Source organism: Cellulomonas sp. Marseille-Q8402 (assembly GCF_965119525.1).
In genome coordinates this window covers 721,632-745,063 of the sequence record NZ_CBCPLX010000002.1, presented here as the reverse complement: position 1 = coordinate 745,063, position 23,432 = coordinate 721,632, and the positions used below count along the sequence as shown (strand labels likewise).

18 protein-coding genes, 1 tRNA gene and 2 pseudogenes are annotated in these 23,432 nt (G+C 74.8%); 5 read left to right on the top strand and 16 right to left on the bottom strand.

Annotation, left to right across the window (positions count from 1 at the left end; all coding sequences use genetic code 11):
• Positions 1 to 48: 48 nt before the first annotated feature.
• Positions 49 to 3,027, bottom strand: a complete 2,979-nt coding sequence (locus tag ACWPWW_RS14475; RefSeq protein ID WP_454051051.1) for a glycoside hydrolase family 2 TIM barrel-domain containing protein — start codon at positions 3,025 to 3,027, stop codon at positions 49 to 51.
• Positions 3,028 to 3,166: 139 nt separating this feature from the next.
• Between ACWPWW_RS14475 and arfA the strand changes: the two genes are divergently transcribed.
• Positions 3,167 to 4,681 carry an arabinosylfuranosidase ArfA gene (arfA, locus tag ACWPWW_RS14470; RefSeq protein WP_454051050.1) on the top strand — a complete coding sequence of 505 codons (1,515 nt, stop codon included), beginning with the start codon at positions 3,167 to 3,169 and terminating at the stop codon, positions 4,679 to 4,681.
• Between the two features lie 150 nt (positions 4,682 to 4,831).
• On the opposite strand, the gene yidD is transcribed toward arfA, so the two are convergent.
• Complete coding sequence (gene yidD / locus ACWPWW_RS14465; protein ID WP_454051049.1) at positions 4,832 to 5,113, bottom strand: membrane protein insertion efficiency factor YidD; 282 nt, start codon at positions 5,111 to 5,113, stop codon at positions 4,832 to 4,834.
• 46 nt (positions 5,114 to 5,159) lie between these two features.
• The gene (locus ACWPWW_RS14460; protein ID WP_454051048.1) at positions 5,160 to 5,654 is read right to left on the bottom strand and encodes a MarR family winged helix-turn-helix transcriptional regulator; all 495 of its coding nucleotides are present in this window, start codon (positions 5,652 to 5,654) and stop codon (positions 5,160 to 5,162) included.
• 113 nt (positions 5,655 to 5,767) lie between these two features.
• Here ACWPWW_RS14460 and ACWPWW_RS14455 point away from each other — a divergent pair, with 113 nt between their 5' ends.
• Positions 5,768 to 6,706, top strand: a complete 939-nt coding sequence (locus ACWPWW_RS14455; RefSeq protein ID WP_454051047.1) for an NADP-dependent oxidoreductase — start codon at positions 5,768 to 5,770, stop codon at positions 6,704 to 6,706.
• A gap of 38 nt (positions 6,707 to 6,744) precedes the next feature.
• On the opposite strand, the gene ACWPWW_RS14450 is transcribed toward ACWPWW_RS14455, so the two are convergent.
• From ACWPWW_RS14450 to ACWPWW_RS14410, 9 genes and pseudogenes are all read right to left on the bottom strand, one after another.
• Positions 6,745 to 8,802, bottom strand: a complete 2,058-nt coding sequence (locus tag ACWPWW_RS14450) for a DEAD/DEAH box helicase (protein WP_454051046.1) — start codon at positions 8,800 to 8,802, stop codon at positions 6,745 to 6,747.
• A 285-nt stretch (positions 8,803 to 9,087) separates the two neighbouring features.
• Positions 9,088 to 9,160, bottom strand: a tRNA-Arg gene (locus ACWPWW_RS14445).
• Positions 9,161 to 9,497: 337 nt separating this feature from the next.
• A complete protein-coding gene (locus ACWPWW_RS14440; RefSeq protein WP_454051045.1) occupies positions 9,498 to 10,199 on the bottom strand; it encodes a GAF and ANTAR domain-containing protein in 702 nt (233 codons plus the stop codon).
• A gap of 68 nt (positions 10,200 to 10,267) precedes the next feature.
• Positions 10,268 to 10,906 (bottom strand): hypothetical protein, encoded by a 639-nt coding sequence (locus tag ACWPWW_RS14435; RefSeq protein WP_454051044.1) that lies wholly within the window; start codon positions 10,904 to 10,906, stop codon positions 10,268 to 10,270.
• A gap of 25 nt (positions 10,907 to 10,931) precedes the next feature.
• Complete coding sequence (locus tag ACWPWW_RS14430) at positions 10,932 to 12,041, bottom strand: fibronectin type III-like domain-contianing protein (protein WP_454051043.1); 1,110 nt, start codon at positions 12,039 to 12,041, stop codon at positions 10,932 to 10,934.
• A gap of 100 nt (positions 12,042 to 12,141) precedes the next feature.
• Positions 12,142 to 12,867: pseudogene (locus ACWPWW_RS14425) on the bottom strand (glycoside hydrolase family 3 N-terminal domain-containing protein); the annotation flags it as partial.
• Positions 12,868 to 12,937: 70 nt separating this feature from the next.
• A pseudogene (locus tag ACWPWW_RS14420) lies at positions 12,938 to 13,111 on the bottom strand (glycoside hydrolase family 3 N-terminal domain-containing protein); the annotation flags it as partial.
• 311 nt (positions 13,112 to 13,422) lie between these two features.
• Positions 13,423 to 16,368 (bottom strand): glycoside hydrolase family 3 N-terminal domain-containing protein, encoded by a 2,946-nt coding sequence (locus tag ACWPWW_RS14415; protein WP_454051042.1) that lies wholly within the window; start codon positions 16,366 to 16,368, stop codon positions 13,423 to 13,425.
• A 219-nt stretch (positions 16,369 to 16,587) separates the two neighbouring features.
• On the bottom strand, positions 16,588 to 17,295 hold the full coding sequence (locus ACWPWW_RS14410) for a LytR/AlgR family response regulator transcription factor (protein WP_454051041.1): 708 nt from the start codon (positions 17,293 to 17,295) through the stop codon (positions 16,588 to 16,590).
• 139 nt (positions 17,296 to 17,434) lie between these two features.
• Between ACWPWW_RS14410 and ACWPWW_RS14405 the strand changes: the two genes are divergently transcribed.
• Positions 17,435 to 18,085, top strand: a complete 651-nt coding sequence (locus ACWPWW_RS14405; RefSeq protein ID WP_454051040.1) for a TetR family transcriptional regulator — start codon at positions 17,435 to 17,437, stop codon at positions 18,083 to 18,085.
• 18 nt (positions 18,086 to 18,103) lie between these two features.
• Here ACWPWW_RS14405 and ACWPWW_RS14400 read toward each other — a convergent pair whose 3' ends face one another.
• Complete coding sequence (locus ACWPWW_RS14400) at positions 18,104 to 19,084, bottom strand: alpha/beta hydrolase (RefSeq protein ID WP_454051039.1); 981 nt, start codon at positions 19,082 to 19,084, stop codon at positions 18,104 to 18,106.
• Between the two features lie 135 nt (positions 19,085 to 19,219).
• Between ACWPWW_RS14400 and ACWPWW_RS14395 the strand changes: the two genes are divergently transcribed.
• Positions 19,220 to 19,891: an ArsR/SmtB family transcription factor gene (locus tag ACWPWW_RS14395; RefSeq protein WP_454051038.1), complete on the top strand. Its 672-nt coding sequence runs from the start codon at positions 19,220 to 19,222 to the stop codon at positions 19,889 to 19,891.
• A gap of 3 nt (positions 19,892 to 19,894) precedes the next feature.
• Positions 19,895 to 20,101 (top strand): hypothetical protein, encoded by a 207-nt coding sequence (locus ACWPWW_RS14390; protein WP_454051037.1) that lies wholly within the window; start codon positions 19,895 to 19,897, stop codon positions 20,099 to 20,101.
• A 2-nt stretch (positions 20,102 to 20,103) separates the two neighbouring features.
• Here the strand turns inward: ACWPWW_RS14390 and ACWPWW_RS14385 are convergent, their stop codons facing one another.
• From ACWPWW_RS14385 to ACWPWW_RS14375, 3 genes are all read right to left on the bottom strand, one after another.
• Entirely contained in the window at positions 20,104 to 20,787 is a 684-nt protein-coding gene (locus ACWPWW_RS14385) for a response regulator (RefSeq protein ID WP_454051036.1), read from the bottom strand.
• On the bottom strand, positions 20,775 to 22,028 hold the full coding sequence (locus tag ACWPWW_RS14380; RefSeq protein ID WP_454051035.1) for a sensor histidine kinase: 1,254 nt from the start codon (positions 22,026 to 22,028) through the stop codon (positions 20,775 to 20,777). The genes ACWPWW_RS14385 and ACWPWW_RS14380 overlap by 13 nt, the downstream gene beginning before the upstream one ends.
• An 80-nt stretch (positions 22,029 to 22,108) precedes the next feature.
• The gene (locus ACWPWW_RS14375) at positions 22,109 to 23,296 is read right to left on the bottom strand and encodes a sensor domain-containing phosphodiesterase (RefSeq protein WP_454051034.1); all 1,188 of its coding nucleotides are present in this window, start codon (positions 23,294 to 23,296) and stop codon (positions 22,109 to 22,111) included.
• Positions 23,297 to 23,432 lie beyond the last annotated feature (136 nt).

The following is a 23,432-nucleotide window of genomic DNA, read 5'->3' as shown; positions in this document are numbered from 1 at the left end:
TCGCGCGAGCGGAACCCCGCAGACGCCGCAGTCTCGGCGCGCCGGCGGCTACGCGGGGCGGGACGTGAGGCGCAGCGCGAGGTCCGCAGGGGCCGGGCGCAGCTGCGCGTTCGGGAGGACGCCCGGGCCGCAGGCCGCCGAGCCGAGGCCGTGCTGGGCCGCGTCGAGGTGCACGTGCAGCAGCCCGTCGGGCGTCAGCTCGTGCGGGTGCGCGGCGAGGTCCAGCGCCCGGTCGGACCAGGGGCGCAGCGACAGCTCGACGCCCGCCCGCTCAACGCCTCCGTACGACGTCGGCCCCGCGTCCAGCGTGAGCGCCGAGCCGTCGGCGAACGTCAGCGCCGCGTGCGTGACGCCGCGGCGCGCGCCGTTCTCCTGCGGGTGCGTGTACCGGGTCTGCAGCTCGGCGACGGTGTGCTCGTACGCGCCACCGACCGCAGCCTTCTTCGAGTCGGCGTACGACTCGTCCGGGCCGAGCCCGAACCAGCGGACCCCGACGTCGGACGCGGCGGGCTCCTCGAGCGTGAGCAGCAGCCCCAGCCGGGCGATGCTCTGGTCCCAGCGGCCCTCGGGCACGATCCGCACCCGCAGGTCGACCGCGCCGTCGGCGTCGCACGCCCAGGTGTACGTGGTCCGGAAGCCGTTGCGGGTGCGCGGGCCACCGGTGCGGGCGGTGACCACCAGCGCGCCGTCGTCGGAGAGCGCGGCGGAGATCGTGCGCTCGGCCAGCAGGTGCAGGCCGCTCTCCTTCCAGACCTGCTCGTCCGGCGGGTCGATCCACATGCCGGAGCGGCGGTCGTTGTCGGTCGGCGCGCGCCAGGCGTCCACGCGCAGCCCGGCGACCCGGCGGCCGTGCAGCTCGACGAGCGACCCCCTCCGGTCGAACCGCGCGTGCCCGACGGTGAACGACCCGTCGTCCTCGCGCACCGCTCCCCCGGTGGCCGGTGCGGCGAGCGGCACCGCCGGCACCACCGCGAGCTGCCCGGTCGCCACCAGCAGCGGCCCGTCGAACCACGGCGCGTCCAGGGCGTCGGCCTCGTGCTGCACGGCGCGCAGCGTCCAGAAGGTCGGCGTGTGGTCGGCGGCGGGCAGCGGCAGGTCCGCGGGCGGGGTCACCACGACCGACGCACCCGGCGGGAGCACGCCCAGGTCGAGCACGCCCGAGGCCAGCGACGCGGCCCCGTGCGTCAGCGTCCACTCGAACGTCAGGTGCGACGTGTCGCGGAACGCGTACCGGTTGCGCACGAGCAGCGCCGCGCCGTCCCCGGTCACGTCCAGCCGCACGGGCGCGAACACCGCCGCGGCCTCCCGCAGCGACGGGGACGGCGTGCGGTCCGGCAGCACCAGGCCGTCGGCGACGAAGGTGCCGTCGTGGAACAGCTCCCCGAAGTCGCCGCCGTACGCCGCGAACGGGGTGCCGTCGGCGTCGAGCCGCGTGAGCCCGTGGTCGATCCACTCCCAGATGAACCCGCCCATCAGCCGCGGGTACCGGTCGAAGAGGTCGTCGTAGTCGGTCAGCCCGCCGGGGCCGTTGCCCATGGCGTGCGCGTACTCGCACTGCAGGAACGGCATCAGCCGGCGACGCGCGTCCGCCTCGGCGCGGGCCAGCGGCGGCTCGGCGCCCTGCCCGATCAGCGCCGTCTCCTGGGTCGGCGCGTACATCCGCGAGTAGACGTCGACGTCGTCCGACGACCAGTCGCCCTCGTAGTGGATCGGCCGCGTCGGGTCGAGCGCCCGGACTGCTCGCGCCATCGCGCCGATGTTGCGCCCGGCGCCGGCCTCGTTGCCGAGCGACCACAGGACGATGCTCGGGTGGTGCGCGTCGCGGCGGACCATGCGGGTCACGCGGTCGACCAGGACGCCCTCCCACGCCGGGTCGTCGACGGGGTTGCCCTCCCAGCCGCGCTCGTCCTCGAACCCGTGCGTCTCGAGGTCGTTCTCGTCGACGACGTACAGGCCGTGCTCGTCGCACAGGTCCAGGAAGTGCGGGTGCGGCGGGTAGTGGCTGGTCCGCACGGCGTTGACGTGGTGCCGCTTCATCAGCAGCACGTCGGCGAGCATCAGCTCCGGGGAGACGGTCCGGCCGCGCAGCGGGTCGAACTCGTGCCGGTTCACGCCGCGCAGCTTCACGGGGGCGTCGTTGACCAGGAACACGCCGTCGCGGATGGCGATCGTGCGGAAGCCGGCGCGCAGGGTGACGCGCTCGCCGGGGGCGGTGACGACGACCTCGTACAGGCGCGGGCGCTCGGCGCTCCACGGCTCGACGGGGGCCGACGCGGTCTCGCCGGGCGCCAGGTCCAGGCCGAGCTCGGGCACGGCCACGCGGGTCCCGGGGGCGGCGTCGGGCACGTCGACGGTCAGCGTGCCGGTGCCGGTCGCGGCGTCGTACTCCGCGACGACGGACGTGTGCGCGATGCCGGCGGCGGGGCGGTGCTCCAGCGCGACGCTGCGGAAGATGCCCGACAGCCACCACTGGTCCTGGTCCTCGACGTACGACATCGCCGACCACTGCGTCACCCGGACCGCGAGCAGGTTCTCGCCCGGCAGCAGCACGTCGGTCAGGTCGATCTCGGTCGGCAGCCGGGAGCCGTGCGACGTCGCCACGACGGTGCCGTTGACCGCCACCTGGAACCAGGAGTCGACGCCCTCGAACCGCAGGTAGGTGCGGCCGTCTGCGGGCCAGTCCGCGGGGAGCGCGATCGTGCGGCGGTACTCACCCGTCGGGTTCGCGTCCGGCACGAACGGCGGCTCGATGGGGAACGGGAACAGCTTGTTGCTGTACGCGGGGGTGCCGTAGGGCCAGGCGTCGGGCGCGCCGGCCAGCTGCCAGTGCCCGGGGACGGCGATCTCGTCCCAGCCGTCGCCCGGGTCCTTCGCGTCGACGCCGGTGTCGACCGTCGGCGACAGCCGGAACCGCCAGGGACCGTCCAGGCTGACCGTGCGGGCGGTCGACGCGCCGGTCGGCGGGCGGAACCGGGCGGGGACGACGCCGGTCGGCGGGCTGACGGTCTCGTGGCTGTGCACTGGCATGCCTCCAGGGTCGGCTGCGGGGCGGCGGGTCGCCACCGCGCTCCCGCGCCCGGCACCATCACCTAGTTCAACGATGGACTATAGTCGGCGGCGCTGTCGTAGTTCAACGCTGAACGCCTCCGGGACGAAGGGTCTCTCCATGCACTCCGCCACCGTCGTCATCGACCCCGCCTTCACGATCGCCCCCGTGCGCCGCGGCACGTTCGGGACGTTCGTCGAGCACCTGGGCCGGTGCGTCTACACGGGCATCTACGAGCCCGGGCACCCCACCGCCGACGAGCACGGCTTCCGCGGCGACGTCCTCGCCCTCGCCCGCGAGATGGGCATCAGCACCGTCCGCTACCCGGGCGGCAACTTCGTCTCCGGGTACAACTGGGAGGACGGTGTCGGGCCCGTCGAGGACCGCCCCGAGCGGCTGGACCTGGCGTGGCACTCCACCGAGACGAACGCGTTCGGCCTGCACGAGTTCATGGCCTGGACGAAGGCCGCCGGCGTCGAGCCGATGATGGCGGTCAACCTCGGCACCCGCGGGCTGCCCGAGGCCCTCGACCTGCTGGAGTACGCGAACCAGCGCCGCGGCTCGGCCCGGGCGGAGCAGCGCCGCGCCAACGGCGCCGACGAGCCGTTCGGCATCTCCTTCTGGTGCCTCGGCAACGAGATGGACGGGCCCTGGCAGCTCGGGCACAAGACGGCCCGCGAGTACGGCCGGCTCGCCGCCGAGACCGCCCGCGGCATGCGGCAGATGTTCCCCGACCTGACGCTGGTCGCCTGCGGGTCGTCCTCGTCCGGGATGCCGACGTTCGGCGCGTGGGAGCGCGAGGTGCTCGAGGAGGCCTACGACCAGGTCGACATGATCTCGGCGCACGCGTACTACCGCGAGCAGGACGGCGACCTCGGGTCGTTCCTCGCCTCCGCGCAGGACATGGACCACTTCGTCGCCTCGGTGGCCGCCACCGCCGACGCCGTGGGCGCCGCGCGGAAGTCCGCCAAGAAGATCGCGATCTCGTTCGACGAGTGGAACGTCTGGTACCACGAGGACGAGTCCAAGCTCCCCAAGGGCGAGGACTGGCCGGTCGCCCCGCGGATCGAGGAGGACGTCTACACCGTCGCCGACGCGGTCGTCGTGGGGAACCTGCTGATCTCGCTGCTGCGGAACTCCGACCGGGTGCACTCCGCGAGCCAGGCGCAGCTGGTCAACGCGCTCGCGCCGATCATGACCGAGCCCGGCGGCGCGGCGTGGCGGCAGACCACGTTCCACCCGTTCGCGCTCACCGCCCGGCACGCCCGCGGCCAGGTGCTGCGGGTCGCGATCGACGCGCCGACGTACGCGAACGCGCGGTTCGGGGAGTCGTCCCTGGTGGACGCCGTCGCGACGCACGACGCCGAGACGGGCGAGGTCGCGGTGTTCGCGGTGAACCGCGCGACGGACGCCCCCACCACCCTGCGCGTCGACCTGCGCGGGGTCGGCGCCGTCGAGCTGGTCGAGGCGCTGACCTACGCGCACGACGACGTGCACTGGCGCGCGACCCAGGAGGACGCGACGAGCGTGCTGCCGACGCCGAACGCGAGCGCGCGGGTCGAGGACGGCGTCCTGCTGGTCGAGCTGCCGGCGGTGTCGTGGTCCGTGCTGCGCATCCGGGGCGCCGCGGCCTGATCGCCGGCTGATTCTCGCTCCGCCAGCCGGGACATCGGCCGGCGGAGCGAGAATCGGCTGGGTCAGCGCCCCGCTAGCCTGGCGCGATGCTGCGCGAGTTCCAGGGCGACCCGCACGTGCTGGACGGGCCGCACCCGGGCTAGGACGGGGCTAGAAGCGGAAGGGGATCGGGATGCCGCCGCAGCAGCACACCCCGCGCACGTCCGACTGCGCGAGCATCGTGGCCGCCTGGTAGCAGGCGAGCAGCTGCAGCGCGTTCGGCCGGATGGCGCGGACGACCCCGCGCGTGGCGATGTTGCGGCGTACCGCGGCGGAGCAGGTGGTGTCGCCGTGCGCCACGCCGTAGGCGCAGTGCCAGGACTTCCTGGGCGACAGGCGGCGCTGGTAGCCGCGGATGAGGCGGTCGGCGATGCGGGCGGCGGGGCTCGTCATCGGGCCACGGTAGGAGGAGTGCGGCGAGGACGCGCGCGGAGCCGGCTCAGCGCCGGCGGCGCGTGGCCGAGCGGGGCGGCGACGCCCGCATGTGGTCCCGCACCGGCCCGAGCAGGCCGGCGAGCGCCCGGGTGCCGTCGTCGGACAGCGACTGGAACAGCTGCCGGCTGACGACCTCGGTGTGCCCGGGCAGGACCTGGGCCAGCCGCTCCCGCCCGGCGCCGGTGATCGTGACGGTGACCCCGCGCTCGTCGTCGGCCGAGGGTGCCCGGGTCACCAGGCCGGCCGCCTCGAGCAGGCCCGCCTGGTACGTCAGGCCGCTGCGGCTGTAGACGACGCCGTCGGCCAGGTCGGTCATGCGCTCGCTGCCCGTCGGCGAGTCGAGGCCCAGGCGCGCCAGCAGCTGGAACTGCACGTAGCTGAGGTCGCCGGCCTCGCGCAGCTGCTGCTCGACCGCGTGCCGCAGCAGGCCCGCCACCTCCATCAGGGCGAAGTACGCCCCGAGCTGGACCGGGTCGAGGGTCGGCTGGTCGTCCGTCATGCCGCCGAGCCTACGGGTTGCTTCAGGTTCCAAACACTTGCTTCGACTTCGTAGCACTGCTAACGTCGCGCTTGCTTCAAGTTCGAAGTATCGGATCCCGAGAGGTGAGAGCCATGAAGGCAGTGCGATTCCACGAGTACGGCGGCCCCGAGGTCCTGCAGTACGAGGACGTCGAGACGCCGGTCCCCGGTCCCGGGCAGGTCCGGGTGCGCGTCGCGGGCACGACGTTCAACGGCATCGACGGCACCATCCGCGCCGGGCGCATGCAGGGCCCGATGCCGCTGACCCTGCCGCACGTCCCGGGGGTGGACGTCGCCGGGACGGTCGACGCGCTCGGCGACGGCGTGACCGGCCTCGCAGTCGGGGACGACGTGCTGGGGTTCCTCCCGTTCGTCGTCGACGGCGCCGCGGCGGAGCAGGTCGTCGTCGATGCCGAGCGCCTGGCGCCCGCGCCGACGAGCATCCCGCTGGCCGACGCGGCCGCGCTGCCCGTCGTCGGGCTCACCGCGTGGCAGGCCCTCGTCGACCACGCCGCCCTGCGGCCCGGGCAGCGGATCCTGATCAACGGGGCCGGCGGCGCCGTGGGCGGCTACGCGGTCCAGCTGGCGAAGGCGATCGGCGCGCACGTCGTCGCCACCGCCGGCCCGCGCAGCAGCGCGAGCGTCACGGCGGCGGGCGCGGACGAGGTGGTCGACCACACGACCACCGACGTGACCGCCGCGGTGGCCGAGCCGGTCGACGTCCTGCTCAACCTCGCGCCGATCGAGCCGGAGGCGTTCGCGGCGCTGGCCGGCCGGGTCCGCGACGGCGGCGTCGTGGTCAGCACCACGGTCTGGATGCCCGCGCCCGCCGACGAGGGGCGCGGCGTGCGGGGGGTGGACCTGTACCTGCGCAGCGACGTCGCGCAGCTGTCGGAGCTCGTCGCCCGCGTCGACCGCGGAGAGCTGACGGTCGACGTGGCCGAGCGCGTCGCGCTGGCGGATCTCGCGACGGTGCACGCCCGCGCGGCCGCCGGCACGCTCACGGGCAAGGTCGTGGTCGTCCCGGCCTGAGTCCCCGGGACCGGGTCCCCGCGAGCCCGGTCACCCGGTCAGGCGGCCGCCCCGGAGGCCAGCGCGTCCGCGAGCAGCGCGACCAGCGCCTCGACCTGGACGTCCGCGGACGAGGAGACGTCCTCGTCCGCGGCCCCGTCCAGCGCCCGCGCGGCCAGCCCCGACTTGCTGTCGATCAGCTCGGCGATCTTCGCGTCGATGGTCTGCGCGGCGATGATCCGCCAGGCGGTGACGGGCTCGGACTGGCCGATGCGGTGGATCCGGTCGATCGCCTGGGTCTGCTCGGCGTCGGTCCAGGACAGCTCGGCCAGCACCATGTTGGACGCGACCTGCAGGTTCAGCCCGACGCCGGCGGCCGTCAGCGAGCAGACGACGACCTGCACCTCGGGGTCCTCGACGAACGCGGCGATGTTCCGCTCGCGCACCTTGGGCGTCTGGTCGCCGCGGATCGAGGCGTACCGGATGCCGCGCTCCGCGAAGAGCTGCTCGGCCTGGTCCATGACGTCGACGTGCTTCGCGAAGAACACGACCTTGCCGACGTTGCGTGCGAGCTGCGCGGCGTAGTCCGCGGCGGGCCCGGCCTTCGCCTGGCCGATCCGGCGGATCACGGTGAAGACGTTCTCGCCCTTGGTCTTGCCGCTCGAGTCCTTGAGCTCCGTCGCGGCGATCCGGCGGGCGAGCTCGAGGTCGATCCCGTCGGGGACGCCCTCGGCGGCGCGCGCCTCGACGGCGTACCGGTAGCGCTCGACCAGCCGCTGCGTGAGCGCGACCTCGGCGGCGCGGATCGAGCGGCCGGCCGCGCCGTCGAGCTCGACCGGCAGGTCCGCCACCCGGCGCGCGGGGATGTCGTCGACCACGTCGACCTTGCGGCGGCGCACGATGCCCATGTCGATCACGGCGGCGCGCGCGGCGGCGGCGAACCCGCGGTCGGCCGGGGTGAGCCCGGTCTCCTCCAGCGCGGCCAGCAGCGCGCCCACGGGCTTCTTGTCGTCGATCCACCCGAGGAACTGCCAGATCGCCCGGAAGTCCTCGATGTCGTTGATCAGCGGCGTGCCGGTCAGCGCCATCATCAGCGGCCGGGCCGTGCGGGCGCGGATCCGGTCGGCGATCGCGAGGACGTGCTGGGACCGCTGCGAGCTCTTGTTCTTGATGAAGTGCGCCTCGTCGACCACCATGCCGCGGAAGCCCATGTCCCCGAGCCAGCCGACGTGCCGGTCGAGGATCTCGTAGTTCACGATCACCACGTCGGCGAACCCGTCGACCCGGTCGCCGTCGCCGTGCACCACGGTGGACCGGCGGAACGGCGTCCACAGCCCGACCTCGTGCGCCCAGTTGGTCTTGACCACGTTCGGCGCCACGACCAGCAGCGGGAAGGCGTCGGCCGCCTGCGCGGCGAGCAGCGCCTGCGCGGTCTTGCCGAGCCCGGGCTCGTCGGCGAGCAGGAACGTGCGGTGGCCGGCCGCCGTGGCCGCGACGAGCTGGGCCTGGTGCGGCATCAGCTCCCGCCCGTGCGGGCCGCGGACCATGTGGCCGTCGGGCAGCGGCATGCAGGCGGGCGCACCGGTCGCGGCGACCTCGAAGGACCGGAACAGCGGCTCGAGCAGCTCCCAGTTGGCCAGCCGGCGGGGCCGCGCCGCGACCCGGGCGGCCGCGGCCTCGAAGTCCGGGGCGAGGAACGGGTTGGACCGCTGGCGCTGCAGCACCGACACCGGGACCACCCGGTTGTCGACGCCGGGCGCCGGCGCGACGGGCTCGGGCGGCGCGACCTCCTCCGGCGGCTCCAGGCCGCCGGCGCGCATCATCGTGGCCTTCAGGGCACGGGCGGCGTCGGTGACGCGGGCGTCCTCGGCGAGCAGCTGCAGCAGCGAGGTGTCCCGCGCGGCGATCCGGGCCAGCTGCGTCGCCACCCCGTCGAGCCGCTTGAGCTGCTCGGTGCGCTTCGACGCGCTGAGCTCGGCGTCGGCGTTCACCCGGGCGCGCTCCTGGCGGACCAGCAGCGCCACGACCTGGAACTTCGTCCGCACGGACGGCCGGATCGGCGACTTCCGCACGGCGCTCTCGACCTCGCGGGTGGCCTCGGCGAGCACCGGGATCATCCCCTGCTCGGTGCGGCGCGGCGCGCGGCGACGCTGGGCGCCGCCGTCCGGGCGCGTACCAGCGGACCGACGTCGGCCTGGACCTGCCACATCTCCTCCTTCGCAGCATCCGCGCCGCGAGTGCGGTGCGGAGCGCCCTGCTGTGCCGTCGTGCAGCGCCCTGGCCCGAGCCCACGACGGCCCCGTGCTGCCGACGGCCCCGTGCTCCCGCGGGGCGGCGACCTCGCTCGGTGCCGGTGCGGGCCCCGCCCGCACCTCGCGGGCACGACGTGCACGACCAACCTGTGCGCCTGGGCAGATTCGAACTGCCGACACCCGCTTTAGGAGAGCGGTGCTCTATCCCCTGAGCTACAGGCGCGCGGGGCGGGCGAGAAGCGTGGTCGAGACCCGGCGCAGATCGCGACCGGCACGTCCGTGGGTGTTCTCGTCGACCCGTGCGGCGCCGGCCGGGCCCGGAGGGGCCGTTCGGCGCGGGTCCAGCCTACCGGGGCGAGCCTCGGGGGTGCGCCAGCAGCCTCTCGCGGGGCTGAGGCTGCTGCTCCGGGGCTCGGGGTCCGGGCCGCGGGTGCGGTCGCACGCGCTGCTCGAGCGCTGGGCGTTCCCCTCGATGACGGCGGGCCCCGGCGCCGTCACCGAGGCCGACGTCGCGGGCCCCGCGACACCACGTGCCCACGCCGGGGCGCCGCGGGCGGGCCTCAGTCGGCGTCCGGCCCGGGGTCCCGGGGCACGAGCGACTTCAGCACGGTCGCGGCGACCTCGGTCAGCTCCACGTTCTGGCTGGCGGCCCCGTTGCGCAGGAGCATCAGCGCGGTCGCCGCGTCGCACCGGTTGTTCACCATCACCGCGCCGATCGCGTGGTCGATGGACCGCTGGGCCTGCATCGCGTCCTCGAGCTCCGCGCGCTGGCTCTCGAGGGCGCCCAGGTTCTGGCACAGGTCCAGCACCCGGGCGACCTGCTGCGCGTACATGTCGGCCCGGACGACGTCGTCGCGCAGCCAGGGCCCGACCTCGTTCCGGTAGACGTTGACCGCCACGCTGCCGCCGGACTGCGTGTGCCCGGGGAAGGCGCCGGCGGAGCGGAACCCGGCCGCGGCCGAGGTCCGGGTCCACGCCGGCCAGGACCGCTCGAGCAGGATGTCGTCCACCATCACCACCTGGCGCGTGACCATCGCGTCGAGGCAGGGCCCGGCTCCCGACGCCACCTCGATGTCGTCGCACGCGGCGGACAGGGGGTCGCTGCTGGCGGTGCGTCTCGGGTGCCCGTCCAGCTCCATCGTGATGGAGCACGACGACGCCCTCCCCAGGGTGGCGGCGGCGTGCAGGGCGAACTCCGTGAGCTGCTGGTCGACGAGCAGGATCAGCATGCTGGGGCTCGAGCTCTGGGGGTTGCGGTCCATGCCGCCCGCCTCTCTCCGACCCGGAGGCCGCTAGACCTCGATCCTCCCACCCCCGGGGGTGTCCGGCGTCACTCCGGGCGCGACGCCGTCGGCTCGAGCCCCGCGGCGGGCGTGCCCGTCAGGGGGTCGGACCGGAAGATGACCTTGAAGATCGGGAAGAACACCCAGAACGAGATGGCGCTGTTGATGATCACCACGACGAGGTCGGCGAGGGTCTCGCCGGCCCCGCCGAGGCCCCACGTGTCGATGAGCAGGTCGTAGATCGGCGCCTTGTACAGGCCCTGCAGCGCCGCCGCGAGCAGCGTGATCACGACGTAGGCGATCGCGTACCAGGCCGCGGCCTTCCCGACCGACGAGCTCGACTTGAACGTGATGCTCCGCTGGGCGAAGAAGTTGATCACCTGGGCCACCAGGAGCGTCAGCTGGACCGCCAGGAAGTACGCGAGCCCGCCGCCGCCGGCCGGGAGCGCGCCCGCGGCGTAGTCGAACACGAAGTACTGCGAGCCGTCCGGGTTGGACCCGACGGGCCAGACCTGGAACGTGGTGTCGACCAGCGACGTCATGCCGAACACCCACTTGGACAGCGGCATCAGCGCGAGCTGCAGGGCGGTGATGCCGTTGCTCAGCACCAGGAACACGACGAACTGGGCGACGCCGGGGCGCTTCGCGGCGAAGCGGCCCCAGGCGTCCTTGACACGGGTGAGCATGCGAGCGGGTCTCTCTTCCGGGAGGTCAGGCGTCGCCGCGGAGCGCGCGGGCGGTGCGGCGGTCGGCGCGGCGGTTGCGGACGAACCCGCAGATCGTGGCGCCGGCGCCGGCGAGGAACTGGCCGTTGACGATCCGGACGATGCCGTCGACCATCTCGGCGCTGACCGCGCCGCCGGTCATCTTCCCGATCGCGCGGAACGGCATGTTGAGCAGGAACAGGATGTTCAGGTCCGGCTTGCCCCGACGGTCGGCCCGGTCGCGCAGGAACGCGAGCACCCGGTACGCGAGCCGGGCCAGCGGGGAGCGGGCGGTCTGCATCCGGCCCAGGGCGTCGTTCACCCCGAGCGGACCGGACCACGCGGCGGTCGGGACCGGCCGGCCGAGCAGGGCCGCGAAGTCGGCCTCCGGCACGTCCCGCACGTCGCCGGTCCGGTACCGCGCGGGCGCCGGGTCGTCGGTGACGGCCGGGATGGTCCCGGTCACGGCGACCGTGGCGGACAGCGGCAAATCGTCCACGTGCGCGCCGGCCAGCACGGCGAACTCGCCCTGCTCCACCTGCCAGGCGCCCGTGCGCACGTCCCAGTGCCGGAACGCGCGGTCACCCAGCGGCACCGTGACCGTGGTGGACTCCCCCGGCGCGAGCTCGACCCGGGCGAACCCGGCCAGCGTGCGGTCCGGACGGTGCACGCCCGGGCTGAGCCGCCGCACGTAGACCTGGACGACGTCCGCGCCGGCGACCGGGCCGGTGTTGGTCACGGTGACGGTCGCGGCGTCCGGGGTGGCGACCAGACCGCTGTACGCGAACGTCGTGTACGACAGGCCGAACCCGAACGGGAACGTCACCGGCACGCCCGCGGTCGTGTAGTACCGGTACCCGACGAACAGGCCCTCGCGGTACTCCGCGGTGCGCTGCCGACCGGGGAACGTGTCCGCGGTCGGGGTGTCCGCCAGCCGCACCGGGACCGTCTCGGCCAGTCGGCCCGAGGGGTTCACCACCCCCGTCAGCACGTCGAGCAGCGCCCCCGCCCCGGACTGCCCCGCCAGGTACCCGTGCACCACGGCGCGCGCCGAGCCGAGCCACGGCATCTCCACCACCCCGCCCGCCGACAGCACCACCACGACGTTCGGGTTCACCGCGGCCACCGCGGCCAGCAGGCTCCGTCTGCGCGGCGTGCAGCGCGAGCGTCGACCGGTCCAGGCCCTCGGACTCGGCGATCTCGTCCAGGCCCAGGAACAGCACCGCCACGTCGGCGCCACGGGCGGCCTCGACCGCCGCGTCCCGCAGGTCCGCGTCCGGCGTGCCGTCGCGGCGGAACCCGCGCACCTGGGCGACCACGTCGAGGGTGGTGTCCCCCACGAGGTCCACGACCGTGTCCAGCCGGGTGGGGTTGACCGCGGAGGAGCCGGCGCCCTGGTACCGCGGGGCGAACGCGAAGTCGCCGATCAGGGCGACCCGGGTCCCGCGCGCCAGCGGCAGCAGCGACTGGTCGTTCTTCAGCAGCACCGCGGACCGGCCGGCGACCCGGCGCGCGAGCGCGTGGTGGGCGTCGAGGTCCACGGCGGGCGCGGTGCCGGGCTCGCGCGCGTCGGCGACCAGGCGCAGCACCTCGGCCGCGCGGGAGTCCAGGTCGGCCTCGGACAGGCGGCCGTCCCGGACCGCGGTCACCAGGCGCCGCGCCGAGTCCAGCCCGGCCGCAGGCATCTCGAGCGTCCCGCCCGCCGCCGCCGCGGCCACGACGTCGTCCGAGCCGCCCCAGTCCGAGACGACCAGCCCGTCGAAGCCCCACTCCTCGCGCAGCACCGTGCCCAGCAGGAACGGGTCCTGATGCGCATACGTGCCGTTCACCCGGTTGTACGCCGACATGATCGTGCGTGGGCGGGCCTCCTCGACCACGATCCCGAACGCCGTCAGGTAGATCTCCCGCAGCGTGCGCTCGTCGACCACCGAGTCCGACGCCATCCGCCGCAGGCTCCTGCGAGTTGGCCGCGAAGTGCTTCGGGCTCGCCGCCACCCCCTGCGACTGGATGCCTCGGACGTACCCCGCGGCCATCCGACCCGCCAGCAGCGGGTCCTCCGAGAAGTACTCGAAGTTCCGCCCGCCCAACGGCGACCGCTTGATGTTCAACCCCGGACCCAGCAGCACGTCCACGTCCTGCGCCGCGGCCTCCGCACCCAGCGCCCGCCCGACCTCCTCGGCCAGCACCGGGTCCCACGTGCTCGCGACCCCCGCCGCCGTCGGGAAGCACGTCGCGGGCTGGGACTCCGCGATCCCGAGGTGGTCGGCCGCACCGGTCTGCTTGCGCACCCCGTGCGGGCCGTCCGCCAGCCACAACGACCGCACCCCGCGCCGCGGCAGGTCGTGCGTCTCCCACACCGACTTCCCCGTCAGCAGGGCAGCCTTCTCCAGCAGGGTCAGGTTCTCGATCGTCACGCAGGTGTCCTCGGGTGCGGTGGTGGGGTCGCGGGCGGCCGGGTCCCGGCCGGCTCGGAGGGGAGCCGGCCGGGACGCGGCTCTCAGCGGGCCGGGGTGCCCGCGGGGTCCTCGGCGTGCGTGCCCGTCGCCGCGTCGTCCTCGCTCCCGGGCCGCGCAGCCGCGCCCTGCCGCCGCTGCCGGACCAGCTTGCGGGTCACCAGGAAGACGGCGGCGACGATCGCCAGCCCGAGCAGGACGTCCAGGGCGTAGAGCGCCCACTTCCACAGCGGCGTGACCGCGACCAGCTCCGAGCCGGCCGACAGGCCGTTCATCGCGTTGCTGTGCACGACCGCGTACGCGATGTTGTGCGACGCCCGCTGCATGTTCGTCAGCACGGTCGGGGTCATCTCGTCGTCCGCGAGCTTCCACAGGCTCGCGTCGGTGTTGAGCCAGAGGTCGGTCCCGGCGGCCAGGCCGGCGCGCAGGTCCTCGTAGGCGAAGACGTCGAACGACGCCTGGTCGGTGACGACGACGCCCTGGAAGCCCCACTCGTCACGGAGCGTCGCGGTCATCAGGCCCGCCTCCGCGCCGGCCCAGGTCGCACCCAGCCGGTTCATCCCGGCCATCGCGCCGCGGGCGCCGGCGTCGCGCACCGCCACCTCGAACGGCGCCAGGTAGAGCTGGCGGACCGTCTGCTCGTCGGCGAACGTCGCGAGGCCGATGCGGTCGGTCTCCTGGTCGTTCAGCGCGAAGTGCTTCATGAACACCAGCACGCCCTGGGACTGCGCGCCCTCGACGACCGCGGCGCTCATCACGCCGGAGAGCCGGGAGTCCTCGGAGAAGTACTCGAAGTTGCGGCCGCTGTACGGGGACCGGTGGATGTTCATCGCCGGGCCGTACCAGCCGGCGACGCCGAGGTCGAGCGAGTCCTCGCCGATCGCGGCGCCGAACTCCTCGGCGAGCGCCGTGTTGAACGTCGACGCGAGCACGATGGCCGGCGGGTAGCCCATGCCGGACTGGCCGCCGACGAGCGTGTCGGAGATGCCGGCGGGGCCGTCCTTGTCGACGGTCGCGGGCAGCTGGATCGAGTCCACGCGCTTGGTCGCGTAGCCGCCGATGCGGACGAGCTCGTCGAGCTCCGTCGCGGACATCTGCCCGAGGAGCGCGTCCCACGACGGGGAGTCGTAGTCCTCGCCGACCAGCATCGCGGCGTTCAGCTCGCCGTAGGCGTCGTCGACCGTGTCCAGGGTGGGCTCCGTGGCGTCCGGGTCCTCGACGTCCGGGATCTCCAGGTCCAGCAGGAGCTGCTCGGGAGCGGTCCACGCCCCGTCGGAGTACGTCGCGGGCCAGGTGCCGGTCCAGTCGGAGCGGCTCAGGTACGTGAAGCCCTGGTCGTAGGTCTGCAGGTCCGTGCCGTCGAACTGGTTCGTGATCGGCTCGCCGGTCACCTGCGAGGTCGCGTAGGTGGTGGCGTCGAGCTCCGCGACGGTGACCTCGTGCGTGAGCGCCGCGTCGCCGTCCGCGTCCATCCCGTCGGCGGTGGTGTAGCCCTTGGCCGCGAGGATGTTGTTCAGGGCGGCGTGCGCGTCGGTGCCCGCGGCCAGGTAGTGCTCGCCCGCGTCGACGACGTACGTGCCCGCACCGTCGGCGTCGTAGGACCGCATCAGCTCGCGCGGCACGGAGACGGTGACGGTCTCGGACGCGCCCGGCTCCAGCGACGCGGTCTTGCCGTAGCCCGCCAGCTCGACCGCCGGCTTCTCGATGCCGTGCTCGCGGTCGTAGTCCGTGTACGGCTGCTGCAGGTAGACCTGCACGACGTCCTTGCCCGCGACGTCGCCCGCGTTCGTCACGGTGACCGCGACCTCGAACGCGTCCTCGCCCTCCGTGACCGTGTAGTCCGACCACTCGAAGCTCGTGTAGGAGCCGCCGTAGCCGAACGGGTACTGCACCTCGGCCGGGTAGTCGAAGTCACCGGCGTTCCCGGTGCCGAGCACGACGTCCTCGTAGCGGGTCTCGTAGTACCGGTACCCGACGTACACGCCCTCCGCGTAGACCATGTACTTGTTGCCGCGGTCGACGGTGCTGTTCACGATGTCGTACGAGCCGAGGTTCGCGGTGCTCGGGGCGCTGAGGGAGTCGTAGGCGTAGGTGTCGACCAGGGCGCCGGAGGGGTTCACCTCGCCGGTGAGCACCTGGCCCACCGCCGCGGCGCCGGTCTGCCCGTACGCCCCGACCCAGAGGGCCGCGCTCACCGGGTACTCGTCGAGGAAGCCGAGCTCGACCGGGTTCTGCGTGTTGAGCAGCACCACGACCGAGTCGAACTCCGCCGTGACGGTCGCCAGGAGCTCGCGCTCCTCGGCGGTGGGCTGCAGGTAGGTGCCCTGCCCGCCGTCCTCGGTCGAGATGAGGTCCTTGCTCTCGCCGCCCGAGCGGGCCAGCACGACCACCGCGGCGTCCGCGTAGTCGGCGTAGGAGGCGCGGACCTCGTCGGTGTACGCGCTCTGCGGCACCTCGTTCACCGCGAACTCCCCCACGCCGTACACGTCGGGGATCGTGCGGCGGTACTCCGAGCCGGCGCCCGACTCGTAGAAGTCCAGCAGCGTCGGGTTCAGCTCGAGGCCGGCGTCCGTGAGCGAGTCCTCCAGGCTGACCGCCTGGGAGGCGTCGAGCGAGCCGGCGCCCGTGCCGCCGTAGACCGGGTCGACCGCGCTCTGGCCGAACACGCTGATGCGCGCGCCGCCGGCCAGCGGCAGCGCGCCGTCGTTCTCCAGGAGGGTGATGCCCTCGGCGGAGATGCGGGTGCCGACCTCGGCGAGGTACGCCTGGCGGTCCGCGTCGGAGGTGAAGTCGCTGGTGAAGTACTCGGCGTCCTCGCCCTCCGCCGTCACGACCTTCTGCGTCGGCTGGTCCAGGTACACCGACACCAGGTCGGAGTACTTCGTGGCGTAGGCGTTGCCGACGACGACCCCGCCGGCGAGCGCGGCGCACAGGACGTACGTGCCGATCGCGACCGGCGTGGACAGCCGTCGTGGTTGCTTCTTGGACATCGTTGGCCTCATCTCGGGCTGGGGACCGCTGTCGCGCTGCGGCCCGCGCCGGCTGCGGCAGGCGCTGCGCTACGCCTGCTCGCTCCGGACCGCGGGACCTGCGTCGTGCGCGCCGGCCACATCGCTTCAGTTCGTGCGGTGGCATCGAAACACCAGCACGCTCGATTTCCGGTGGCGGTGACACAACCTGCGGGGCCGGGCGCACAAACTGTCGCGCCGTCACCCCCGCGCGAGGGCCAGGTGGTCCGTGAGCGCGGCCAGGAACGCCGAGCGGCGGGGGCGGCTGACGGGGACGGTCCGGCCGGTCACCAGCGCGCAGGTCTCCTGCCGGGCGGCGACGACGTGCCGGAGGTTGACGACGTACCCGTGGTGGCACCGGAAGAACCCGAGGTCGGCGACCGACGCCGCCACGTCCTTGAGCGGGCCCCGGACGACGTACCTGCCGTCCAGCGTGTGCACGACCACGCGTCGACCCGCGGCCTCCAGCAGCACGATGTCGTCGGCGTCGAGCCGGAGGTGGCGCCCCTCGGCGGGCAGGAGCACGGACCGCGTCCGCGGGCTGCGGGCGAGCACCCGGTCGACCGTCCGGGCCAGCGCCTCGTACCGGACCGGCTTGACCAGGAAGTCGAGGGCCTCGACCTCGAACCCCTGGGCGGCGCGGCCCGCCGCGTTGGTCACGAAGGCGATGGCCACCCGCTTGTCCCGGCTGCGGATCTCGGCGGCCGCGGCCAGGCCGTCCGCGTCGGGCAGCTCGACGTCCAGCAGCAGCAGGTCCGCGTCGCTGTCGTAGCCGGCGAGGAGCCCGGCCCCGTCGGCGTGGTGCGTCACCGCGATCGGCACGCCCCGCTCCCGGGAGTACCGGCGCAGCGCCCCCGCCAGGAGCGCCGTGTCGTGGGGAGCGTCCTCCGCGATCACGATCGTGAGCACTGCCGCCCCTCCGTCGCCCCGGCCCTGCCCCGGGCCGCTCGGGCGGTCGTCGGGGACGATGCCGGCGCGGTGCCGGCGGGCGCCAAAATACACCGTGCTCGCTTTTCGACGCACCGGCGCCGGACGGTAGCCTCCGGGGATGACCACGACCACGGGCGCGCGGCGTGGTCCCTACGCCAAGACCCGCGGCCGCGTGGACGCGGTCCGGCGGACCGCCTACGAGCTGGTCGTCGAGGGCGGGCACCGGCGCCTGACGCTCGCCGAGGTGGCGCGCCGCTGCTCGCTCACCGAGGCGCAGCTGCTCTACCACTTCCCGTCCCGGGACCACCTGCTGGTGGCGGCGCTCGAGCACGCCGACGGCCGGTCGGCCGACGAGGCTGCCGCGCGCGACGAGGCCGCCGCGCGCGAGCCCGGCGAGGCTGACCCCGAGGCGGCGCTCGCCGCGGCCGTGACCGCACGGCTCGCCGAGCCGAACGTCCTGCGCCTCTTCGTCACGATGTCCGCCGAGGCCGCCGACCCGGACCACCCCGCCCACGACTGGGCCGTCCGCCGCCGCGAGCGGGTGACGGCGGCCTACGGGCAGATGCTGCGCCGGCTCCAGGAGCGCGGCTGGGCGCACCCGGACGTCGACCCCGCCCTGTTCGCGCACCGCCTCATGGCGCTGTGGGACGGGCTCCAGGCCCAGTGGCTCGTCGAGCCGTCGTTCGACCTGGGCGCCGAGGTCGCCGCCGGGCTGCGCGCGCTCGCCGGGCACGACGTGCCGCCGCCGCACCCCCGCGCGGACCGCTGACTCCGGCGGGCCGTCGGCTCAGGGCGCGACGGCCGCCAGCGCCGCGAGGCTCGCGTCGACGATCTGGGCCTGCGCGTCCGCGCGCGACACCCCGGGCGTGCCGTCACCGGGCTGCGGCCCGTAGTCGGCGAAGTACGCGTGCACCGCGCCGGGGACCTCGACGAACGTCGTGCCGGCCGGCAGGTCCGCCCGGGAGGCCTCGACGTCGTCGGCGGTGGTGAGGCCGTCGCGCGAGGCCCAGACCGACGTCACGCGCACGCCGGCGTCCGCCAGGTCGCCCAGCGGGTAGGACGCGTGCAGCAGCAGGCCGTCGACCACGTCGTCGTGCGCGGCCGCGAACGACGACGCCGCCACACCGCCGAGGGAGTGCCCGCCCACGACCCAGGCCCGCACGCCGTCGAACGCGGCGATCGCCGACGCGGACTGGTCCGGCGAGGTCAGCGCGATGCCCAGCGGCTCCTTCAGCGCGACGACGAGGTACCCGGCCTCGGCGAGCGGCCGCAGCACGGCGGCCGTCGCGCGCACGTCGACGCGCGCCCCGGGCGAGTACACCAGGCCGGTGGCCGGCTCGGCACCGCGCGGGACGAAGGCGTACCAGCCGGAGGTCTCCCGCACCTCGACGGCGTCGTCGCCCGCGAGCGCGTCCAGCGCCGCCGACGTCGCCGGGAACGGGCGCAGCCACGCGGCGGCGCCCGCCAGGACGGCGAGGAGCACGAGGCCGGCCCCCGCGGCGACCGCACGGAGCACCGGGCGGCGTGCCGGCCGGGTCGTGCGCCGCCGCGACGCCCGGGCCGTCGCGACGAGCAGGACGACCCCGGCGAGCGCACTGGCGCCGAGCAGCAGCGCGAGCGTCACGTGCTGGTGCGCGACCGCGTCGCCGGTGCTGAGCACGGTCCAGGCCGGTGCGGCGACGAGCGCCAGACCGACCAGCGCCCGCAGCACCAGCCACGCGGACCGGGCGCGGGTCGTCGGGCGGGGGTCGTCCTGGCGCGGGGTCACCGGGCCACTCTAGGCGAGACCCTCAGCATGCTGAGGTTCTCGCCTCGATGGCCGACGCGCCGCGGCCAGCCGATTCGCAAGACCTCTTTCGCAAGATCTCTTGCGCAACGGGTCTTGCGTCTCTACGGTGGACCCATGACCACCACCGAGCAGCCCGTGGACCACGCCCCCGCCGGCGCGCAGGCGTCCGAGGCAGGCCTCAGGGTCAGCGACCCCACCCGGGTCCGCGCGCTCGCCCACCCGGTCCGGCTGGACCTGCTGTCGTTCCTGGACGACGTCGGCGAGGCCACCGCGACGGAGTGCGCCGTGCACCTGGGGCAGACGGTCGCCAACTGCTCGTTCCACCTGCGCACGCTCGCCAAGGCCGGCTACATCGAGCCGGCCGAGCCGCGCGGCCGCGAGCGCCCGTGGCGCGCCGTGTCCCGCGAGCGCACGTTCACCGCCGACCCCCTCGACCCCGCCTCCCGCCGCGCCGTCCTGGAGCTCGGGGAGATCGCGGTCCGCCGGGAGGCCGACCGGTACATCGACCACCTGCGGCACGCCGACCAGAGCGGCGCGACCGACCCGGACCTGGTGCCGCTGACCCAGTCGCTCAGCTCCGCGTTCTGGGCGACGCCCGAGGAGACGCAGGAGCTGGTGTCCGCGCTGCGCGCGCTCTTCGACCGGTTCGAGGGCCGCACCGTCGACGCCGCGCGCCGACCCGCGGGCGCGCGCCTCATGCGGATGTTCTCCGCGATCAACCCCGACATGGCCTTCGAGCCGACCGCCGGAGCCACCCCCGCAGCACCGCAGCAGCAGGAGGACTGAGCCATGACCACCGTGAGCTTCGACGTCAGCTACGGCACCCGTGCCGTCCCGCTGCGCCTGCCGTACCTGTCCGTCCGCCGCCGGGCCGCTGCCGGTGGCACCCCGCGGCAGCGCCGGGACCCGGACGCGACCCGGGCCGTCCTGCGCGCGCTGGCCGAGCGCGAGCGCGCGGCCGACCGCGCCCTGGCGGCACGCGGCCTCGGGATCTGACCTCAGCCGAGCCCGGCGTCGTGCACCAGCCGCGCGATCTGCACGCGGTTGGTCACGCCGAGCTTCGCGAACAGGTGCGCGACGTGCGTCTTGACCGTCGCCAGCCCCAGGTACAGCCGCTCGGCGATCTCCTGGTTGGACAGCCCCTCGGCCACGGCGACGGCGACGTCCCGCTCCCGCGGGGTCAGCGGCTCCAGGGCACGCACGGCCGCCGCCCGGCGGTCCTCGTCCCCCGGCCTCGTCACCGAGGCGATGAGCTGCGCGGTGACGGTCGGCGACAGGATCGGCTCCCCGGCGGCGACGCGGTGGATGCCGTCCACCAGCTGCGCGGGCGGGGTGTCCTTGAGCAGGAACCCGGCCGCGCCCTCCCGCAGGGCGCGCAGGACCAGCTCGTCGGCGTCGAAGGTCGTCAGCACGATGACGCGGGCCGTCGACCCGGCCGCGACGAGGCCGCGCAGGGCGGTCAGCCCGTCGACGCGCGGCATCCGCACGTCCATCAGCACGACGTCGGGGCGCAGCCGGCGGACGACGTCGACCACCTCGGCACCGTCGGCGCACTCGGCCACGACCTCCAGGCGCGGGTCGCCGCCGAGGATCATCCGCAGGCTCGCGCGGACCAGCGCGTCGTCGTCGACCACGACCAGGCGCACGGGAGCAGCGGGCGCGTCGGGGGTCAGCTCGGCCACGGCAGCCACACTCTCACGGCGAACCGCCCGTCGGCGTCGACCCCGTGCTCGAGCGAGCCGCCGAGCAGCTGCGCGCGCTCCCCGACCCCGACCAGGCCGAGGCCGGCACCCGGCGCCCCGGCGGCCACACCGACCGTGACCGGGTTGCGCGCCTCCACCAGCAGCCGCTCCCCCGGTGCGCCGGCCAGCCGGACGCGCACCTCCTGACCGGGGGCGTGCTTGCGGGCGTTGGTCAGCGCCTCCTGCAGGATCCGGAACGCGGTGCGGGACGAGGTGCCCGGCAGCACCGCGAGCGCCGCGCGGTCCGCGCCGGGCAGCCCGGTGAGGTCGAGGTGCACGGGGGTGCCGGCCTCGACGGTGTCGGCGAGCAGCGCGGGCAGCTCGGCGAGCGTCGGCTGCGGCGCCTCGTGCTCGGTCGGCACCGGCGCGTCGTCGGCGCGCAGCACGCCGAGCACCTCGCGCAGCTCGCCGAGGGCCTGGTGCGCGCTGTCCCGGATGGTCTCGGCGGAAGCGGTGATCTGCGCGCGGGTCAGGTCGTCCCGGTAGGCGAGGGCGCCGGCCTGCATCGCGACCAGCGAGATGCGGTGCGCGAGCACGTCGTGCATCTCCCGGGCGATCCGGGTGCGCTCGGCCTGCCGGGCCTCGGCCGCCCGGGACTCCTGCGCCCGCTCGGCGGCCTCCGCGCGCTGCCGGAGCGTCTGGAGCAGCTCGCGCCGGGCGCCGACGTAGAACCCCGTCGCGACCAGCAGGCCGAGCAGCAGCAGGCTGAGCGCGACCCCCAGGCCCAGCGCCAGCACGCCGCTCATCTCCGTGCTGGAGCTGCCCTCGTACAGCAGCTCGTAGACGACCGCCGCGACCACCCAGACCGCGCCGGCGGGCAGCACCTCCCGCCAGCGGCGGCGCGTGCTGAGCGACACCAGCGCCAGCATCGCCGGACCGATCGCGAACGCGGAGACCGCGGTCAGCGCGGCGAGGACGACGGCGATCGGCACCGGCCGCCGGCGCCGCAGCGGCAGCAGCGCCACGGCCACCAGGCCCAGCAGCAGGTCCAGCAGCACGAAGGCACCGGCGCGACCCTCGTCCCCGGGCGCCACGGCGGAGGTGACGTCGAGGGTGACGAAGAACCACAGCACCAGGCCGACGCCGACGGCGAGCAGATAGCGCCACGTCCTCGACCACGGGCCGAGGCGCGGTGGCACCGGCGGGGCAGCCGGGGCAGCCGGGGCAGGGAGAGCGGGCATGTCGACGAGCGTAGGCGCGGGGTGCACGCGGACGGATCGGCCCCGGGGCTCGGCCGTCTCCCCCTTCCGGCGGATCGCCCTCAGCCCGGCGGACCGCCGGTCAGCGCCTGCTCCCACGGCCCGGGCCGGCCGAGCAGGTAGCCCTGCCCCAGCCGGATCCCGAGGTCGAGCAGCGTGTCCCGCTCCTGCGGCGTCTCGATGCCCTCCGCGACGAGCCACGCGTCGATCCCGGCCGCGAACTCCGCCACGGCCCGGACCAGCGCGCGCCGGACCGGGTCCCCGTCGATGCCGCGCACCAGGGCGAGGTCGAGCTTGATGGCGGTCGGCCGCAGCTGCAGGACGTGCCGCAGGCTGGCGAACCCCGCGCCGGCGTCGTCGACGGCGACCTGCAGGCCGGCCGCCTTGAGCCGGTCCGTGACGGCGGTCAGCGCGGGGTAGTCCTGCACGGGCGTGTGCTCGGTGACCTCGACCCCGAGCGCCGGCCCGCACGGCAGCAGCAGGTCGGCGGTGCGCGGGTCGGTGAGGGCCTCCGCCGACAGGTTCACCGACATCGACATCCCCGCCGGCAGCTCCGGGACCCGCCGGATCGCCGACCGCACCGCGAGCAGCTCCAGGTCGACCGTCACGCCGGCGGCCGTCGCGGCGGCGAACGCCTGCACCGGGCTGGGGAACCACGCCGGGTCGAACCGCGACAGCGCCTCGAGCGCGACGACCGTCCCGGTGTCGAGGCGCACCACGGGCTGGAACACCGTCCGCACGTCGCCGGTCGCCAGCACCGAGCGCACCCAGCGGACCCGCTCGGACTCGACCGGCCGGTGCGGCAGCCCGTGCGCGCCGAGGCGGTCCTCCACCAGCGCCGCCGCGAGCCCCATCACCCGCAGGGCGGACTCGTCGAGCAGCGGGTTCGGGCCCTGGCCCAGGCAGCACAGCATCCCGACCGGCTCGCCGTCCGGCCCGCGCAGCGGCGCGCCGACGTAGGAGCCGATGCCGAGCTCGGTCGTCGCGGCGAGCTCGCGCGCGACGGGGTGCCCGCGGGCGTCGGGCAGCACCGGCGGCAGCAGGCCCGCCAGGACCCGGACGCAGTAGGTGTCGTCCAGCGCGGCCTCGTCGCCGACGGCCATCTGCATCGGGCCGGTCTCCGTGCTGGTCGCGAGCACCACCTCGGCCGAGCGGGTCAGGCCCGAGAGGAACGCGATGTCCATGCCCAGGTGCTCACGGACGCGGTCGAGGATCTGCTGCACCCCCGGCTCCCCGGCGTGCGTCGTCACCGGCGCCTCCCGGTCCTCGTCCACGCTCAACCCGGCCCCCGCCCCCTCGCTCGGACACGCTCCGGTCAGCCTAGTGACGCGCCCGGTACCGGCCAGCCGAGCGCCCGGACGGGTGGCGCGCACCACCCGGGCGGAC

What these genes read in the sequence shown, in the direction of transcription:
- arfA (WP_454051050.1), top strand. Translation starts at nt 3,167, where the DNA reads ATGCACTCCGCCACCGTCGTCATCGACCCCGCCTTCACGATCGCCCCC.
- ACWPWW_RS14390 (WP_454051037.1), top strand. Translation starts at nt 19,895, where the DNA reads ATGACCACCGTGAGCTTCGACGTCAGCTACGGCACCCGTGCCGTCCCG.
- ACWPWW_RS14395 (WP_454051038.1), top strand. Translation starts at nt 19,220, where the DNA reads ATGACCACCACCGAGCAGCCCGTGGACCACGCCCCCGCCGGCGCGCAG.
- ACWPWW_RS14460 (WP_454051048.1), bottom strand. Translation starts at nt 5,654, where the DNA reads ATGACGGACGACCAGCCGACCCTCGACCCGGTCCAGCTCGGGGCGTAC.
- ACWPWW_RS14435 (WP_454051044.1), bottom strand. Translation starts at nt 10,906, where the DNA reads ATGCTCACCCGTGTCAAGGACGCCTGGGGCCGCTTCGCCGCGAAGCGC.
- ACWPWW_RS14405 (WP_454051040.1), top strand. Translation starts at nt 17,435, where the DNA reads ATGACCACGACCACGGGCGCGCGGCGTGGTCCCTACGCCAAGACCCGC.
- yidD (WP_454051049.1), bottom strand. Translation starts at nt 5,113, where the DNA reads ATGACGAGCCCCGCCGCCCGCATCGCCGACCGCCTCATCCGCGGCTAC.
- ACWPWW_RS14380 (WP_454051035.1), bottom strand. Translation starts at nt 22,028, where the DNA reads ATGCCCGCTCTCCCTGCCCCGGCTGCCCCGGCTGCCCCGCCGGTGCCA.
- ACWPWW_RS14450 (WP_454051046.1), bottom strand. Translation starts at nt 8,802, where the DNA reads ATGATCCCGGTGCTCGCCGAGGCCACCCGCGAGGTCGAGAGCGCCGTG.
- ACWPWW_RS14415 (WP_454051042.1), bottom strand. Translation starts at nt 16,368, where the DNA reads ATGTCCAAGAAGCAACCACGACGGCTGTCCACGCCGGTCGCGATCGGC.
- ACWPWW_RS14455 (WP_454051047.1), top strand. Translation starts at nt 5,768, where the DNA reads ATGAAGGCAGTGCGATTCCACGAGTACGGCGGCCCCGAGGTCCTGCAG.
- ACWPWW_RS14475 (WP_454051051.1), bottom strand. Translation starts at nt 3,027, where the DNA reads ATGCCAGTGCACAGCCACGAGACCGTCAGCCCGCCGACCGGCGTCGTC.
- ACWPWW_RS14440 (WP_454051045.1), bottom strand. Translation starts at nt 10,199, where the DNA reads ATGGACCGCAACCCCCAGAGCTCGAGCCCCAGCATGCTGATCCTGCTC.